Below are 14,459 nucleotides of genomic sequence, written 5' to 3'. Positions count from 1 at the left end.
GAAAACAACATGTTAAAAATCATTTGCTATGGTGTCCGTTCTTATGAGAAACCCTATTTCCAGGATCTCAATAAATATAACTTTCAACTAACGCTGGTAGAAGAGTTGTTAACCACTAGCAATGCAGAATTGGCACAGCATCACGATGCCGTTTTGCTAAGAGGAAACTGTGCTGCCAATCGGGAAAATATCACAAAATTCAATGAATACGGCATTCGATATGTTTTTACCAGAACAGTCGGAATCAACCACATTGATTTGGATGCCTGCAGCGAATTCGGAATGAAGGTGGCACGCGTGCCATCCTACTCTCCGAATGCCATCGCCGAGCTCTCCTTAACCTTAGCAATGATGCTGTTCCGACACACCGCTTATATGACTACCAAAAGCTCGTTCAAAAATTTCATTGTGGACGAGCATACATTCAGCAAAGAGATTCACAATTGTAAAGTTGGGATTATTGGGGTCGGCCGCATCGGTCTGACGGAAGCCAAATTATTTAAAGGATTAGGTTCTTCTGTTATCGGCTATGATGTGTACCAATCGGACGCGGCCAAGGAAGTCATTCCATTCACGACCTTGGATGAATTACTAGCAGAGTGTGATGTCGTTAGTGTGCATGTTCCTTATCTGCCGGGACAGAACGACAAAATGATTAACGCCAGCTTTTTAGCAAAAATGAAAAAGGGATCTATTCTCATCAATACATCACGTGGAGAATTACAAGATAACCAAGCTATTTTGGACGCTTTGCTCAGTAACCATCTGGAAGGCTTCGCTACGGATGTCTTCCCTAAAGAAGATGAATTATTCTTTAAAGCATTTGAACCATGGCAAATGCTCCCGGACCCAACGATCCAGAAGCTTGTGGAGCTGTATCCAAGAGTTTTGGTAACGCCTCATGCTGGCTCGAATACCGTTACGGCGTTATCCAACATGATTGAAACTAGCTATGACAACTTCCATGATATCGTTACAACTCATTCTTCAGATAACCTAGTCCCACTTCCTGTTCTCTCTATGAAATAATTAGGAAGCTCGGTACTCTTGTGAACAAAAAAAGAACCGCTATTTCCAGATTACAATGGAAATAGCGGTTCTTTTACATCAGGATTTAACTGATAGAGCATTAGCGGCCTGCCAACCTTGTGATATTCTATCGATTCAACCAGGAAGCCATCGTCCACCAGGAACTGAATATATTTTTTTACCGTGATACGGGACAAGTCCACTTCTCTGGCTAACGTTTCAACCGAGAATGGTCCGTCCAGCTCTTGAATACTCTTCAGTATCGTGGTCATGGTCAGTTTGGACAAATTTTTAGACAGGTTTTTCGGTAGATTATGCGATGGATGTTCAACAGGTTTTTTCTTCTCCACACCCGTATACTCTTCTTTATTAAAATAATGGTCAATGACAGCTTGATTAATTCCGTTCCCTTCCTCCATCACCGTGGCTAGGCGCTGGATTTTCTCAACAGCCAGTCTAAAGCGTTCGAATGTAAAGGGTTTAATTAAATAGTCTGCAACACCATAAAAAACAGCTTCCTTCACCGTCTGAATATCTTTTGCAGCCGTAATTAAAATAACCGAAGCATGATATTGATGCTCCTGCATATGTGATAATAAAGTTAATCCGCTTTTTCCAGGTAAATAAACGTCCAGTAATACCAGATCCGGTTTCCATTTTTGAAGACAGTCCTGTGCTTTCTTGACGGTATCTGCCTTACATACAACGTCCAAATTGTCCATGCGCTCGATAAACTGTTGATTGAGCTCAGCAACCATCGGATCATCCTCAACAATTAGAACTTTCATTCATTTGTCACCTCCAATGTACAGGGTAACTCTACATAAATACTTGTTCCCAGACCCGGTTGGCTATCAAGCTCAATGATTCCTTGATGATTTTCCACCATGGTTTTAACCAGATTCAAGCCGTAGCCTCTGTCTTCTCCTTTGGTTGAAAAGCCATGCTCGAATATTCTTTTTTGCATCTCAAAATCAATCCCCAACCCATTATCTTTCACTTTCAAAATAAATACATTTCCCTCACACTCATAGTTCAATTTCAGCTCAATTTTGCCGGGTTCTTTTTTTTGTAAGATAGAATCTATGGCGTTGTCAAAAAAATTACCCAGGATGTGTATGACATCATGAACGATATCCTGCATCTCCACATTAGAGACATTCGAGCTTTCTGCAAGAAGAACCGAAATATTCTGTTCGCGTGCTTCGTTGATTTTACCCATAATAAAACCTGCTAATGCCGGAACTTTAATTCTCTCAGTCAGAAAGCCTACCTCATCTTGATACCGGTGATTTAGCTGCTGAATATATTGACTGACCTCCGCATATTTCCTCATTTCAATCAGCCCGGATATTACGTGCATTTTGTTCATAAATTCATGGGTCTGTCCGCGAAGGGAGTTAATATAATATTTTGTACCACTTAACTGGTTGCTAAGATGGATCATCTCGGATTGGTCGCGTAACGTTGCAACCGCCCCAAAAAACTCATTTTCAATATATATAGGGGTTACTGTCGCAATGACTTCTATACCATTCACATAAAATGAGCGATCCTTGATCTTCTTCTTATCATCAAACACTCTCTTGAAGAGCACGTTATAAAAGTTGGTATCTAGCTGCTCGCCAATCGGGGCTTTTATCTCTTGGTTCGCCAGTTGGTACTTGGCCTGAGCTTCTTTGTTCATGAGCATAATTTTCTTGTCCGCCGAAATGGCTATAATTCCTTCAGCGACCTCATTTTCAATAATTTCTTTTTCGCGCAATCGTGTTGCTATCTCTTGCGGCTCAAGCCCAAATAAAATCGTTTTGATTTTCTGAGCCAGAATGATCGCGCCCAAAACTCCACTAAAGAGTCCCAGCATCAGCCCCCCAAAAATGGTATACTGCGCCTGCATCAAATCATGATTTAGGGTTCTCATGGTCAGCCCTACACATACAATGCCAATGACCTCATGCTGTTGATTAAATATCGGCGTAAAATATCGGTAACCTTTGCCCAAAATACCTATATTCTCAGAAAAATGTCCCTGACCGGATAGCGCCCTTTTGGCATCATTCAAATCAGAGAACGGCTTGCCAATCATGGTTTCATTCGGATGGGATAGCCGAATTAAATCGTGGTTCAAAATGACAACGAAATCCACATTAACGTTGTGCATGACTCCAAGCGAGTAGTCTTGGATCTGCTTCACAGGAACTCCCTGCTCAACATTACGAATAACATCGTTGTCACTAGCGACCACCTTGGCAATACCCGAAAGTTTTTCCTTCGTATTATCAAAATGTCGGTTAATTACGAAATTACGAATGAGAAGCAAGGATATAATTAAGGAAATAATAATAGCTAAAACAACCAAAATAATAATCATGAATTGTAGCGAAACCTTGAATTGTCGTCTCGGCTTCGACTTACCTATTAACCGCAATCCCATCACCCAGCTTCTTTGTCAAGCTCTCCATTAGGAAAAAGAGCCTATCTCTTCCCCTATAATCCCTTGTTATTCGACACCGTTTGACAATTCCCTTCTTATTTCGCAAGCTCTATGCATTCCAGCGACAACAACGTAAACTTTATCTGAATTAAGACAATATGCTGAATAAGGAAGTATCAACTCTCCATAATAAGGACGTATACCTAACGAAATGGAGGATATAGGATGATCGAAAATCTCGAAAGTAACTACAACTGCGCCAATGCAGGGCAGGATCTTCATCAACTCAAACAGGAACTCGCCGCGCTTCAGGAACAAGGTGCGAACGACCAGGCATCCGAGGATGCCATCCATCGGCTGGAAAATCAAATTTCGTTCATCTTGAACAAGTGCGATATTAACCACTAGTTGAAGCTTGGCTATTTCAGTAAAATAAATAAAACCGACTTGTCTTTAAAAGACAAGCCGGTTTTACATGAATTAGTGTATGCAAAAAGGGTCTATATTCACAAAATTCCCCGTATCTCATCCAATGACTGCACCTTTTCCCGCTGCATCCATTGTTCAAGTCCATGTACCAGTTCAGCCCCTGCATGTAAATGGACAAAGTTGTACGTTCCCACCTGAATGGCAGCGGCCCCTGCCATGGTGAATTCAATAATATCCTCTACCGAGCTAATCCCACCCATCCCGATCACCGGAATCGACACCGCCTGCGCCACCTGGTGAACCATGCGCAAGGCAATTGGCTTAATTGCCGGGCCGGAAAGACCAGCATACGTGTTGGCGAAGACACTGCGACGCCGGCGTATATCTATTTTCATCGCAGAAAATGTATTGATCAGCGAAACTCCGTCTGCGCCTTCTTCCTCGCACATAACCGCCATCTGCGTGATGTTCTCTGCGTTTGGAGACAGCTTGACGACCAACGGAAGCGCCGTCACATTGCGCACCTGACGCACAACCTCCCGCGCTACCTCCGTCTGGATACCAAATTGCATTCCACCCTGCTTCACATTGGGACATGAAATGTTCAATTCCAGCATATCGACGCCTCTGCGGTTCATCGTGCGTCGTTTTTGTGCGTTTTCCGTAATCATCGCTACGGCCTGAACATATTCCTCCAGATTGGAACCACCCACGTTGGCAATAACAGCCGTGTTCCAGTGAGTCATGTCATCCAGTTCATCCTTCAAAAAGGCGGCAACCCCCGGATTCTCCAGCCCTACACTATTGAGCATGCCGGATGCTGTCTCATGTATTCGTGATCCCGTATTACCAGCCTTCGGATGCAGGGTTAGTCCCTTGCCGACGATACCGCCCAATAATTCAGGAGAATAAAATTCCGCATACTCACGTCCGAATCCAAACGTACCGGAAGCCATGATGATTGGGTTCTTGAACGGTACACCCGCAATATTACACGCCATGGAGATCATCGAACTCCACCTCCTCCACCGGGAATACAGGCCCTTCTTTACATACCCTCCGATTGCCTCCACGGGTACGCATCGTACAGCCCAAACATGCGCCAATACCACAGGCCATGTGTCTTTCAGTTGAAATATATAAACGGGACGACGTATCCACCGTTTTCATGGCGAGTGCTTGCAACATCGGAGTTGGCCCGCAGGAGAACATATTTGCATAAAGCGTCGGATCGACCTGTTCGACGATGCTTCCCCCTACCTTGACCTGTACAGATGCCGCCACAGCTTCGAACGCTTCAACCCCGAAGGCTTGCTGTGCAAACCCCAGGTAAACATGCGCATGCGGGTAGTACTTTGCAGCCAACAGCAACGGAGCTGTACCCATGCCACCGCCGATTAAAGCCAAACTACCCTCTACCTGCGGAAAACCGTTTCCGAAAGGTCCTTCTAACTGAATCTCCTGACCAGGCTGTAATTGGGAAAACAAATTTGTCCCCTCTCCAACAACCCGGTACAAAAAGGAAATACTCTCTTCCCCGATATCATAAATGCTGATGGGTCTGGGCAGCAGTGGATAACCTGTCCCGCTGCGCAGCATGTAAAACTGCCCCATGTTCCCTTTAAACTTTCCCTCTATTTTCATCACATAGATGCCCGGAACGAGCGCCACATTCGAAATTACGTTAGCCATATAACCCCTCCACTAACCACTCACTATAACGTAAAAGCAGCAACTATTACGTGACTATTTTCACATTTTAGGGCAACGTTTCGCCCTACGACTCGTGATATAAAAAAGCGTACTCCTGTTAGAGAGTACGCTTGTGTATTTAACTAATGGCTTCGCGCTCCGCATTGCGGCTACCCTTGGCATCCTTGCGAATTTGCTTGCTACGTAGCTGTCCGCAGGCTGCGTCAATATCGACTCCATGCTCCAGCCGAACACTACAGCTAATGCCTTGTTTTTTCAGCACATCATAGAAGCCCGTAATCGACTCCGACTCACTCCGCTGGTATTGGCTATGCTCATCCACCGGATTGTACGGAATCAGGTTTACATTGGCCAGATTACGACGATGGCCCACCAGCTCAGCCAGTTCGAGCGCATGCTCCTTACCGTCATTAACATCCTTCAGCAGGATGTACTCCAGCGTAATCCGACGATTGGTTTTGTCCAAATAATAATCAATCGCCTGCATGAGTTTCTCAATCGGAATCGCACGGTTGATCTTCATAATGCGAGTACGAATCTCATTATTCGGAGCGTGGAGGGAGATCGCCAGATTGACATGCAGGTCGGAATCTGCAAATTCAATGATTTTATCGGCAAGTCCACTTGTGGAAACGGTAATATGCCGCGGCCCAATCGCCAGCCCTTTGTGATCCTTAATGACCCGAATGAAATCGGACAAGTTTACGAAGTTATCAAACGGTTCGCCAATTCCCATCACCACGACATGACTGACTTGGTCGCCCGGACGTTCCTGATCCAGATACAGCTGGACCTTCATAATTTGCTCTACAATTTCACCGCTGGACAGGTCACGGCTCTTCTTCAACAATCCGCTCGCACAGAAGCTGCACCCAATGTTACATCCTACCTGCGTAGTCACACATACGGATAAGCCAAACTTATGCCGCATCAATACCGTCTCAATCAAATTACCATCCTGAAGCCGGAACAAGAACTTGACCGTCCCGTCTGCTGACTGTTGCTTCACGTGTTCTTCAAGTGTTTCAATGGAAAAGTGCTCTGCCAACAGGCGAGTACAATCCTCATGAACCTCTGCCATCGCTGCAAAATCAGTAACCCGCTTCCGATACAATGCGTCCCATACCTGCAATGCCCGGGATTTCTTATGTCCATGCTCGATGAGCCATGCTGTCAATTGATCTAGCGTTAATCCATAAATGGATTCTTTTTTCATGTTCGATCCTCTTTTCAAAACATTCAAATTCGTCTTCCTCTATATAAAACTAAGCACGCACCATTCGTCTCAACCATCATTGCATCATAGCATGTTTAAGCTATCTGCGCTATTTAAGCGCCTCTTTCATTGTCCCAAATTTTAATTATGAACACAAGGGGGCAGGCACATTGTTTCTCCAAAATTTTAGCGTAAAATTATGTCTTGAAACCAAGTACAAGCCACATTAAACTAGGCGACAGAACCTGTTCAACAAGAGCACGCAAAGACAGGATTACAGATACTCCTAATGATATGATTACAACTAAGGAAGGTGATACGGTTGGAATGGTTGCTTCGGATCAAGAACGCACTCGATCTGATGGAAGAGAGAATGCAGCAGCCACTCGATATCGATGAAATTGCAAGGGCAGCCTATTCGTCTCCTTTCCATTTTCAGCGTATGTTTCATATGCTAACCGGCGTCACGGTAGCAGAATATGTACGCAAACGTCGATTGACCTTGGCTGCTCAGGAATTGAGTCTTTCTTCCGCCAAGGTGCTGGATGTAGCGTTCAAATACGGATATGATTCCCCCGAATCTTTTTCTAAAGCGTTCCGGAAGGTACACGGTATTTCTCCCACTGAGGCCAGAAGCCCTGGGGTAAACCTGAAAGCCTTTCCACGCATCACCTTCCATCTATCGTTGAAGGGAGATCAGGAAATGGATTACAAAATTGTAGAGAAAACGGCCTTTACGGTCATTGGCAAGTCCATTCAAGTCACCACTAAGAACGGCGATAATCTTCGAGAAATCCCAAAATTCTGGAACGAACTGAATGCGGATGGTACATCGGATCGGATTCATGCCTTGGGGACAGGCGACGATATACTCGGTATATGCTTGGACATGAAACATGGGGAGGAGACGTTTAGTTACTTAATCGCCGCAGAAGGCAGCGAAGACGTAGCGACCGCGAATGGGCTGGAATCCAGAACCATTCCGGCTTCAACCTGGGCAGTGTTTACATCCATCGGCCCTATGCCTCACTCGATCCAAAAGGTATGGCAAAGAATTTTTCAGGAATGGTTCCCTGCCAGTAATTATGAGCATTCAGGCGACCCGGAACTAGAAGTGTATACTATGGGAGATTCACATGCTGAAGACTACCGAAGTGAAGTTTGGATTCCGATTAAGAAAAAGTAAACAAACCGAACCGACTGCCGATTGCAGTCGGTTTTATACCGTACTGCATTTACATCATAAGATGACAGAAAACACAATTCCCTGCATACTCGCTACTCTAGCTCAATGCACCGAGGACCATTCCCCAAGCTCCTCCTTCAACACAGAATATAGCCTTGAGCTTGCCAGCCTTAGCGGATAGTCTGTTGCTTTGCAAAGAAGGCCGAAGGTCATATCGATCAGGCTGCCGCTTAATTCCCTCACCGCTACTCCTGCCGGGATAGGACTGACCAGAATTTGTGGCACAAGGGCAGTACCCAAACCGCTTTCCACATAAAATTTCAGAGCCGTCATGCTGCCAATCTCCATCGTGTCTAGCGTGGTTATTCCATATTCCTTCATGACCATTTCAAGTTTGCGACGATATGGACAGGTGGCCGATGTAATAAGCAACCGATGCCCCTGTAAATCCTCTGGTCCAATGTTTTCTTTTTCCGCAAGCGGGTGATTTTCAGGCATCAAAACTACAAAATTCTCCTTAAATAAAGGTTCAAAATATAGCTCTGTGCCCACATCCGGTGTGGAACACAGCGCTAAGTCAATATCTCCCTTGAGAATACGCTCGCTTAAGGTAGGGGTATTCCCAAACTCAACAGAAACCCGAATATTCGGATAATGGGTTAAGAAGCGTTTTAAAATTTCTGGTAGTCGATAACTGGCAGTCGGTTCGGTCACTCCTATACGAATGTCGCCTGCTGTTCCTCTTTGCAGATTGTCCATATTTTCCTGCAATTGCTCCATATCCTTTACAATATGTAGACTTTGCTCGTAAAACATCCTGCCCGCTTCAGTTAACTTTATTTTCTTGCCCCGTTCGATCAGTTGAATTCCCATATCGGACTCCAGCTTCTGTATTTGCATCGTCACGGTAGATTGTGCATAATTCAACTCTTCCGCTGCACGCATAAAACTTCCGTAATTCACAATCATTTGAAATGTTTTGAGCGTTTTAATGTCCATTCTCAGTCTCCTATATGCACAATTAATTCAATTTTATTGAATCATAAATTCAGTTAATTCAATTATACAGAACACAATACATCCTCTACAATGATACATATCAGATCATATTATTTTCAGACGCAAAATGAACTGGTTGGGGAAGGAGCGAATATATATGGATTTACATCAAAAAGTAGCACTGGTTACAGGTGGAGGTACAGGAATTGGGAGAGCCGCATGTATGGCCTTGGCAGATCGAAAAGCTACGGTAGTCGTAAACTATTCCCGCTCTAAAAACGATGCTGTGGAAACCGTACGTATGATCCTTGAAAAGGGTGGACGTGCTATCGCATTACAGGCAGATGTTTCCCGAGATCAGGAAGTTCGAACTATGGTTGGCCAGATTGTCCAGCAATTCGGTACGATTGATATACTCGTGAATAACGCTAGCATTACACATCACATTCCTATGGATGATCTGGAGGCAGCCACGGAAGAGGTATGGGATGATCTATTTGATGTAAATGTAAAAGGCATGTTTTACTGTGCCAGATCCGTAGCTCCTTTTATGAAGCGTAGTAAACAAGGAGCTATCGTCAATCTGGGAAGTATAGCAGGGCAAACAGGGCTAGGTTCCTCTCTTCCCTATGCGGTATCCAAAGCGGCCGTCCACGGGCTGACCAAATCTTTAGCACGAGCACTGGCACCGGATATTCGCGTCAATTGCATCGTGCCGGGAGCCGTAGCGACAAGATGGTGGACAGGCAGGGAAGAACAAATGAAGCAACTGTTTCCTCATTTACTCCTACAGCGCATTTCTACGCCGGAGGATATTGCCAGCATGATCTGCTCTGCTTTGGAACAGGAAGCCATGACAGGCCAGATTATTACGGTGGACAGCGGACAAACACTTTAAAGATACTGAGACTTCTGCGTAAAAAAACAAGCCGCCTTCTCAGACAGAAGGCGGCTTCAGAGTGTCGAGAAAGTCCAGAGGACTTTTCGACACTTCTATTTTTATATGGGGAGACGCATATTTTAAAACAAAAATCGATTTAAAACGATCTGAGGACCCTAGTTTTTAGACCACTAAGACAGTTTTAAACCCCCTGCAAAAAAACAGGGGGTTTCTCGACAGCCTGAAGCCGCCTTCTCAGACAGAAGGCGGCTTTTGAGCTATCGTATACCGTCGTTGACTACGTTTTAGCTTAAAGATACCGCAATTCGTGTACCTTTCACGAATTTAGCAAATAAGTACCGAACAAGCGGCCCTACAATTAAGAGCTGCAGAGGGAAAGCAAAAATAAAATTCTTAAAAACTAAAGACAAGTAATTTTTAAATAATGAGTCTCCCGAAAGACCATTAAAAAAGTAAGCTGTCCCCAATCCATAAAGTGACATACAAAGAACCATTCCAATGACCATACAGCATGAAAGGGACAGAATCACAAATACCTTTTTAGATTTGTCGTATGGTAATGAGAAGGCTATTTTCTTTGCTAGTGGACCGACAATAAATAATTCCAATACGAAAGCAATGACAAAACATAAAATAAATTGAAGAAACATTACTTTTAGAGATATTGTGCCAATCAAGTCATTTGTATATAGATTATAAAATGTCATGAATACGACCATTCCCAAGCACATCATTAAACCAAAATAAAAATCTTCTTTCTTCGTTGTTGGCAATTCCATCATCCCTTCTGTGTACCTTGGTAATTATATAAATAGTCGAAACCTCCACATAAGTGAACTTTCTGTGAACTTTATAGTAAGCGCTTCCCTTTATATATATAAGAAATAGGCATCGTTCAGCTCAACGATACCTCGGAATGTTGCAGTCATATCCCTCAATGATCTGCTTCTAAATCTAAGCCAAATCTCTTCAGCTCAATAAAAACACTTTCCAGTCGCTTCCCTTTTTCCGTTAACGAATATTCAACTCGCGGTGGAACCTCGGCATATACCTTTCTTTCTAACAGGCCGTTATCTTCAAGTTCCTTCAGGCGTAGGGAAAGTGTTTTGGGACTAATTCCCTTCATGGATTTCTGAAGTTGGCTGAATCTCAGTGTTCCTTCGATAAGCAGATCACGGATGATTAGAAAAGTCCATTTCGTTCCGATCAAATCAAGTGTTTGGGCAATAGGACACGGCTTGCCTGGTATTCCTTTGGTCAATTCAATAGGTTCTTGGGCGTGCATGGGAACTCCTCCAAAAATCATCTGTTAAACCCGATGGTATCACAATAGTTCCCTTTAGGAAACTATATGAATTAAATATCACTACTTCCCTAAATAAACTTATTACATATACAATATCGCTGTAGCAAGTCATGTTTTCTCTAATACGAGGAGGTAATCCATTTGCAAAACAAAAAGATTGTCATTATTGGTGGAAGCTCAGGTATCGGTTTAGAAACAGCTAAGCAAGTCATTTCGCTTGGAGCGGAAGTGGTAATCGCCAGCCGCTCAGAGGATAAATTGCACAAGGCCAAAGAAATGCTGGGCCCTCGTGCTGCAATATATGTGCTGGACACGTCAGATGAGCAGCAGGTAAAATCTTTCTTCGAAAAAGTCGGTCCCTATGATCATCTTATCGTTAGCGCCGCAGAAACATCAGGCGGGTCATTCCTTCAGTTGGAGACGGATCAAGCCCGCAAGCTATTCGAAAACAAATTTTGGGGCCAATATTATGCAGTTAAATACGGGGCTTCCCAACTCTCAACCAAGGGTTCCATTACTTTATTTTCAGGAGTGGTGGCATACAAGCCAATGATTGGCTCCTCTGCGCTCGGTGCTGTGAATGCAGCGGTTTCGAATCTTGGTCAAACTTTGGCGTTAGAACTTGCTCCCATCCGCGTGAATGTCGTCTCACCCGGCATTATTGATACACCTTCCCGCAGCAAAATGCCTGAAAATACGCGTAATCAATTCTATGATACGGTCGCACATAAGCTTCCTGTAAAGCGAGTTGGACTTGCGGAGGATGTTGCACGAGGTGTACTTTATTTGATTCAAAATCAGTTTGTGACCGGAACCGTCCTTCATGTGGATGGCGGACATATTTTAACATAAAAGCTTCGTCTTAAATCCGTCAGTCATTTAACAAAAAAAACGGAGAACGCTCCCGCATCTTTGCTTGGGCGTTCTCCTCCTTTTCTTATCAATGAATGATTTCAAAAACTTTATCCTAATGATGAATACGACGTTTGTTTCTCAAAATGTTGCGAATCATCTTGTGATTGGGGAGCTGCCTGAACAACATATGTCCGGGATGCGGATTAGCCTCGATAATCCAGATTTGACCGCTCTTTTCAATAGCAAGATCGATGCCCAACTCGCGAACCGGATGATTTTTATCTATCGTGTCGGCAATGATTCTAGAAAGCTCGATGATCTGGTCCAGAATCTCTTTCATTTTTATTCTGTCATTTTTAAAGACCCTTAAAAGCACTTTGGACAACGGCGCCGCATGTCCTCCCTTCCGATAGTTGGTAACGACTTTTCGAGGTGCAGCGACACGACCGGTTATTCCTGAAATGACCCATTCCGATTCCGGCTTCTGCATATACACTCTGGCATCAAAAATGGAACCTTTGTACTTGGCTAACTTAAGTCCTTGCTGTACCAAATAACGACGATGAGGTCTCCGATAGGTTCTAACTGCTCTTCTTACGGCGTGGGATCTAACGACTCTGCGACTGGAGCCACAACGAACCTCATATTTCCTCCCCAGCTTTTTCGCACGTATGATGCCAGTTCCTCCACTCCCATAATTAGGCTTGATAAAGACTGTGCGATAGGTATCCAGCATGCGTAAAGTCCTTGCATTACTGATCCAGCGGGTTTCGGGCAAGTGAGAACGTAAAATGGGATGTTGTTGCATTTCCTTGTATTGAATCATCTTTCCAATGGGCACGAATATCCCTCGATTCTGTTGGGTTTTTGCACACATTACATGAATATGCATCTATATTCTATCTTGGTAACGGCGAATGCCACAGTTTGCTATGAAAGAGGCAAATCTCCTACTTTCTTTAAGGCGAGTCTTCTTTGATTTCAAGAGAGAGATGGACAATGTGTTCTGCATGACGAAGTTATTGTAAATACCTATAAAGTTGATCCTAATAATATATTAGACCAATAATGATTCTGGATATATGATGTATTAAATAATAACGTGAGGAGGAACGTTAACATGTCTATTTATGATTTTCAAGCAACCTCAATTAACGGGAAACCGATTGAATTCTCAGACTACAGAGGAAAGGTTCTCCTCATTGTAAACACAGCCAGCAAGTGTAGCTTCTCCAGTCAATTCGCGGATCTGCAGAGGCTCTACGAGAGACGGAGGGAACAAGGCTTTGAAATCCTCGCGTTTCCTTGTAACCAATTCAATGAAAAAGAGCCAGGTAGCAATTCGGAGGTTCAGGGATTCTGTCAAATTAACCATGGAGTAACCTTCCCGCTCTTTGAGAAGACGGATGTAAGAGGCTCATCTCCTCATCCTTTATTTCAATATCTGACCCAACAGGCACCGTTTCAAGGCTTCGATACCCAAACCAAAGAAGGTCAATGGATGGAGGATTTCCTGCGGGATAAGTATCCAGAAATATACGCTGGCGACGGTATCAAGTGGAATTTTTCTAAATTCTTGGTCGATCGCGATGGCCAGGTAAAAGGAAGGTTTGAAGTAACAACGGAGCCCTGCACCATTGATCCTGTCATCGAATCGCTATTGTAGTTTTTCTGTTCACTTCTTTGGATTCTTAAAAAAAAGAGTATCAAATGACAAAAATGAATATTTGTCATTTGATACTCTTTGTGTTATCCTGACTTCAAGGAGGTGACTCACACGGCACTTGACCGTGTCCCTATGGAAAAATCCTCAGATGTGCTAACCAAGGAACAGATTCTCATTGCTACTGAAGACACACTTAGACGTTTTGGTGTAGCCAAAACCTCCGTAACCGATGTTGCCAAAGTATTGGGAGTAAGTCATGGCACCATTTACCGACACTTTAAAAGTAAGGCCGAGCTTCTTGAAGGCGTGACCGAGAAATGGCTGAATGAAAAGATTATTGGCCCGTTAACGGAGGTCTGTCAGAATTCATCTATACTGGGAACGCCACATTTAAAACGATATATACAGACCTTGGTTGAACTCAAACAGTATTATGCTCGCGACGACGAGGAAATGTTCGAGATGTATACGAGGGTCACCGAGCAAGCCGCTGATTTAATCGACCAGCATATCGCCCACATTGTGGATCATCTCGCTGATATCATTGCACGCGGGGACATCATATCAGATCAGCCAGCCCAACTGGCGCGTACCCTTTTCTATGCCACGGCCCGTTTTCATCACCCCGCTCATGCTTACGAATGGAAGAGCCCTGTGATTAATCAGGAGTTTTCGGATGTGTGGACGCTTTTAGAAAAAGGAATCACTTAAAATAAATATGGAAA

General features: G+C 43.9%; 16 protein-coding genes. 7 read left to right on the top strand and 9 right to left on the bottom strand.

Features of this window, described 5'->3' with window-relative positions; genetic code table 11:
• Positions 1-9 precede the first annotated feature (9 nt).
• On the top strand, positions 10-1,029 hold the full coding sequence (locus tag ACL9RM_RS00965; RefSeq protein WP_250266982.1) for a 2-hydroxyacid dehydrogenase: 1,020 nt from the start codon (positions 10-12) through the stop codon (positions 1,027-1,029).
• A gap of 50 nt (positions 1,030-1,079) precedes the next feature.
• Here the strand turns inward: ACL9RM_RS00965 and ACL9RM_RS00960 are convergent, their stop codons facing one another.
• Both ACL9RM_RS00960 and ACL9RM_RS00955 read right to left on the bottom strand, forming a co-directional pair.
• Positions 1,080-1,817, bottom strand: a complete 738-nt coding sequence (locus tag ACL9RM_RS00960) for a response regulator (protein WP_061829814.1) — start codon at positions 1,815-1,817, stop codon at positions 1,080-1,082.
• Complete coding sequence (locus tag ACL9RM_RS00955; RefSeq protein WP_250266983.1) at positions 1,814-3,463, bottom strand: ATP-binding protein; 1,650 nt, start codon at positions 3,461-3,463, stop codon at positions 1,814-1,816. The genes ACL9RM_RS00960 and ACL9RM_RS00955 overlap by 4 nt, the downstream gene beginning before the upstream one ends.
• 225 nt (positions 3,464-3,688) lie before the next feature.
• Between ACL9RM_RS00955 and ACL9RM_RS00950 the strand changes: the two genes are divergently transcribed.
• Positions 3,689-3,871: a hypothetical protein gene (locus tag ACL9RM_RS00950; protein ID WP_061829813.1), complete on the top strand. Its 183-nt coding sequence runs from the start codon at positions 3,689-3,691 to the stop codon at positions 3,869-3,871.
• Between the two features lie 98 nt (positions 3,872-3,969).
• Here ACL9RM_RS00950 and ACL9RM_RS00945 read toward each other — a convergent pair whose 3' ends face one another.
• The 3 genes from ACL9RM_RS00945 to rlmN all read right to left on the bottom strand — a co-directional run bounded on the left by ACL9RM_RS00945 (position 3,970) and on the right by rlmN (position 6,821).
• The gene (locus ACL9RM_RS00945) at positions 3,970-4,902 is read right to left on the bottom strand and encodes a dihydroorotate dehydrogenase (protein WP_025719854.1); all 933 of its coding nucleotides are present in this window, start codon (positions 4,900-4,902) and stop codon (positions 3,970-3,972) included.
• The gene (locus tag ACL9RM_RS00940) at positions 4,883-5,584 is read right to left on the bottom strand and encodes a dihydroorotate dehydrogenase electron transfer subunit (protein WP_069290692.1); all 702 of its coding nucleotides are present in this window, start codon (positions 5,582-5,584) and stop codon (positions 4,883-4,885) included. Before ACL9RM_RS00940 ends, ACL9RM_RS00945 begins: the two co-directional genes overlap by 20 nt.
• Positions 5,585-5,723: 139 nt before the next feature.
• The gene (gene rlmN, locus ACL9RM_RS00935) at positions 5,724-6,821 is read right to left on the bottom strand and encodes a 23S rRNA (adenine(2503)-C(2))-methyltransferase RlmN (protein WP_023991003.1); all 1,098 of its coding nucleotides are present in this window, start codon (positions 6,819-6,821) and stop codon (positions 5,724-5,726) included.
• A gap of 316 nt (positions 6,822-7,137) precedes the next feature.
• Here rlmN and ACL9RM_RS00930 point away from each other — a divergent pair, with 316 nt between their 5' ends.
• Positions 7,138-8,007 carry an AraC family transcriptional regulator gene (locus tag ACL9RM_RS00930; protein WP_250268980.1) on the top strand — a complete coding sequence of 290 codons (870 nt, stop codon included), beginning with the start codon at positions 7,138-7,140 and terminating at the stop codon, positions 8,005-8,007.
• Positions 8,008-8,109: 102 nt separating this feature from the next.
• Here the strand turns inward: ACL9RM_RS00930 and ACL9RM_RS00925 are convergent, their stop codons facing one another.
• Positions 8,110-9,006 carry a LysR family transcriptional regulator gene (locus ACL9RM_RS00925; RefSeq protein WP_250266984.1) on the bottom strand — a complete coding sequence of 299 codons (897 nt, stop codon included), beginning with the start codon at positions 9,004-9,006 and terminating at the stop codon, positions 8,110-8,112.
• Between the two features lie 157 nt (positions 9,007-9,163).
• Here ACL9RM_RS00925 and ACL9RM_RS00920 point away from each other — a divergent pair, with 157 nt between their 5' ends.
• Positions 9,164-9,904: an SDR family NAD(P)-dependent oxidoreductase gene (locus tag ACL9RM_RS00920; protein WP_250266985.1), complete on the top strand. Its 741-nt coding sequence runs from the start codon at positions 9,164-9,166 to the stop codon at positions 9,902-9,904.
• A 287-nt stretch (positions 9,905-10,191) separates the two neighbouring features.
• On the opposite strand, the gene ACL9RM_RS00915 is transcribed toward ACL9RM_RS00920, so the two are convergent.
• Positions 10,192-10,680, bottom strand: a complete 489-nt coding sequence (locus tag ACL9RM_RS00915; protein ID WP_069292039.1) for a hypothetical protein — start codon at positions 10,678-10,680, stop codon at positions 10,192-10,194.
• 161 nt (positions 10,681-10,841) lie between these two features.
• Positions 10,842-11,192, bottom strand: a complete 351-nt coding sequence (locus ACL9RM_RS00910) for a winged helix-turn-helix transcriptional regulator (RefSeq protein WP_069290696.1) — start codon at positions 11,190-11,192, stop codon at positions 10,842-10,844.
• 162 nt (positions 11,193-11,354) lie between these two features.
• Between ACL9RM_RS00910 and ACL9RM_RS00905 the strand changes: the two genes are divergently transcribed.
• Positions 11,355-12,065, top strand: coding sequence for an SDR family oxidoreductase (locus tag ACL9RM_RS00905; RefSeq protein ID WP_250266986.1), 711 nt, complete (start codon positions 11,355-11,357; stop codon positions 12,063-12,065).
• Between the two features lie 115 nt (positions 12,066-12,180).
• On the opposite strand, the gene ACL9RM_RS00900 is transcribed toward ACL9RM_RS00905, so the two are convergent.
• Positions 12,181-12,960, bottom strand: coding sequence for a YheC/YheD family protein (locus tag ACL9RM_RS00900; RefSeq protein WP_061829806.1), 780 nt, complete (start codon positions 12,958-12,960; stop codon positions 12,181-12,183).
• A 228-nt stretch (positions 12,961-13,188) separates the two neighbouring features.
• Between ACL9RM_RS00900 and ACL9RM_RS00895 the strand changes: the two genes are divergently transcribed.
• Together ACL9RM_RS00895 and ACL9RM_RS00890 are read left to right on the top strand one after the other, a co-directional pair.
• Positions 13,189-13,734, top strand: a complete 546-nt coding sequence (locus ACL9RM_RS00895) for a glutathione peroxidase (protein ID WP_250266987.1) — start codon at positions 13,189-13,191, stop codon at positions 13,732-13,734.
• Positions 13,735-13,866: 132 nt separating this feature from the next.
• Positions 13,867-14,445 carry a TetR/AcrR family transcriptional regulator gene (locus ACL9RM_RS00890; RefSeq protein WP_061829804.1) on the top strand — a complete coding sequence of 193 codons (579 nt, stop codon included), beginning with the start codon at positions 13,867-13,869 and terminating at the stop codon, positions 14,443-14,445.
• Positions 14,446-14,459: the final 14 nt, after the last annotated feature.

The organism is Paenibacillus sp. S29, from assembly GCF_049319765.1.
Taxonomy (GTDB): Bacteria; Bacillota; Bacilli; order Paenibacillales; family Paenibacillaceae; genus Paenibacillus; species Paenibacillus polymyxa_B.
Note: the sequence above shows the minus strand (reverse complement) of the source record. Positions and strands in the feature narration are given on the sequence as shown.

What these genes read in the sequence shown, in the direction of transcription:
- ACL9RM_RS00965 (WP_250266982.1), top strand. Translation starts at nt 10, where the DNA reads ATGTTAAAAATCATTTGCTATGGTGTCCGTTCTTATGAGAAACCCTAT.
- ACL9RM_RS00960 (WP_061829814.1), bottom strand. Translation starts at nt 1,817, where the DNA reads ATGAAAGTTCTAATTGTTGAGGATGATCCGATGGTTGCTGAGCTCAAT.
- ACL9RM_RS00955 (WP_250266983.1), bottom strand. Translation starts at nt 3,463, where the DNA reads ATGGGATTGCGGTTAATAGGTAAGTCGAAGCCGAGACGACAATTCAAG.
- ACL9RM_RS00950 (WP_061829813.1), top strand. Translation starts at nt 3,689, where the DNA reads ATGATCGAAAATCTCGAAAGTAACTACAACTGCGCCAATGCAGGGCAG.
- ACL9RM_RS00945 (WP_025719854.1), bottom strand. Translation starts at nt 4,902, where the DNA reads ATGATCTCCATGGCGTGTAATATTGCGGGTGTACCGTTCAAGAACCCA.
- ACL9RM_RS00940 (WP_069290692.1), bottom strand. Translation starts at nt 5,584, where the DNA reads ATGGCTAACGTAATTTCGAATGTGGCGCTCGTTCCGGGCATCTATGTG.
- rlmN (WP_023991003.1), bottom strand. Translation starts at nt 6,821, where the DNA reads ATGAAAAAAGAATCCATTTATGGATTAACGCTAGATCAATTGACAGCA.
- ACL9RM_RS00925 (WP_250266984.1), bottom strand. Translation starts at nt 9,006, where the DNA reads ATGGACATTAAAACGCTCAAAACATTTCAAATGATTGTGAATTACGGA.
- ACL9RM_RS00920 (WP_250266985.1), top strand. Translation starts at nt 9,164, where the DNA reads ATGGATTTACATCAAAAAGTAGCACTGGTTACAGGTGGAGGTACAGGA.
- ACL9RM_RS00910 (WP_069290696.1), bottom strand. Translation starts at nt 11,192, where the DNA reads ATGCACGCCCAAGAACCTATTGAATTGACCAAAGGAATACCAGGCAAG.
- ACL9RM_RS00900 (WP_061829806.1), bottom strand. Translation starts at nt 12,960, where the DNA reads ATGCATATTCATGTAATGTGTGCAAAAACCCAACAGAATCGAGGGATA.
- ACL9RM_RS00895 (WP_250266987.1), top strand. Translation starts at nt 13,189, where the DNA reads ATGTCTATTTATGATTTTCAAGCAACCTCAATTAACGGGAAACCGATT.
- ACL9RM_RS00890 (WP_061829804.1), top strand. Translation starts at nt 13,867, where the DNA reads ATGGAAAAATCCTCAGATGTGCTAACCAAGGAACAGATTCTCATTGCT.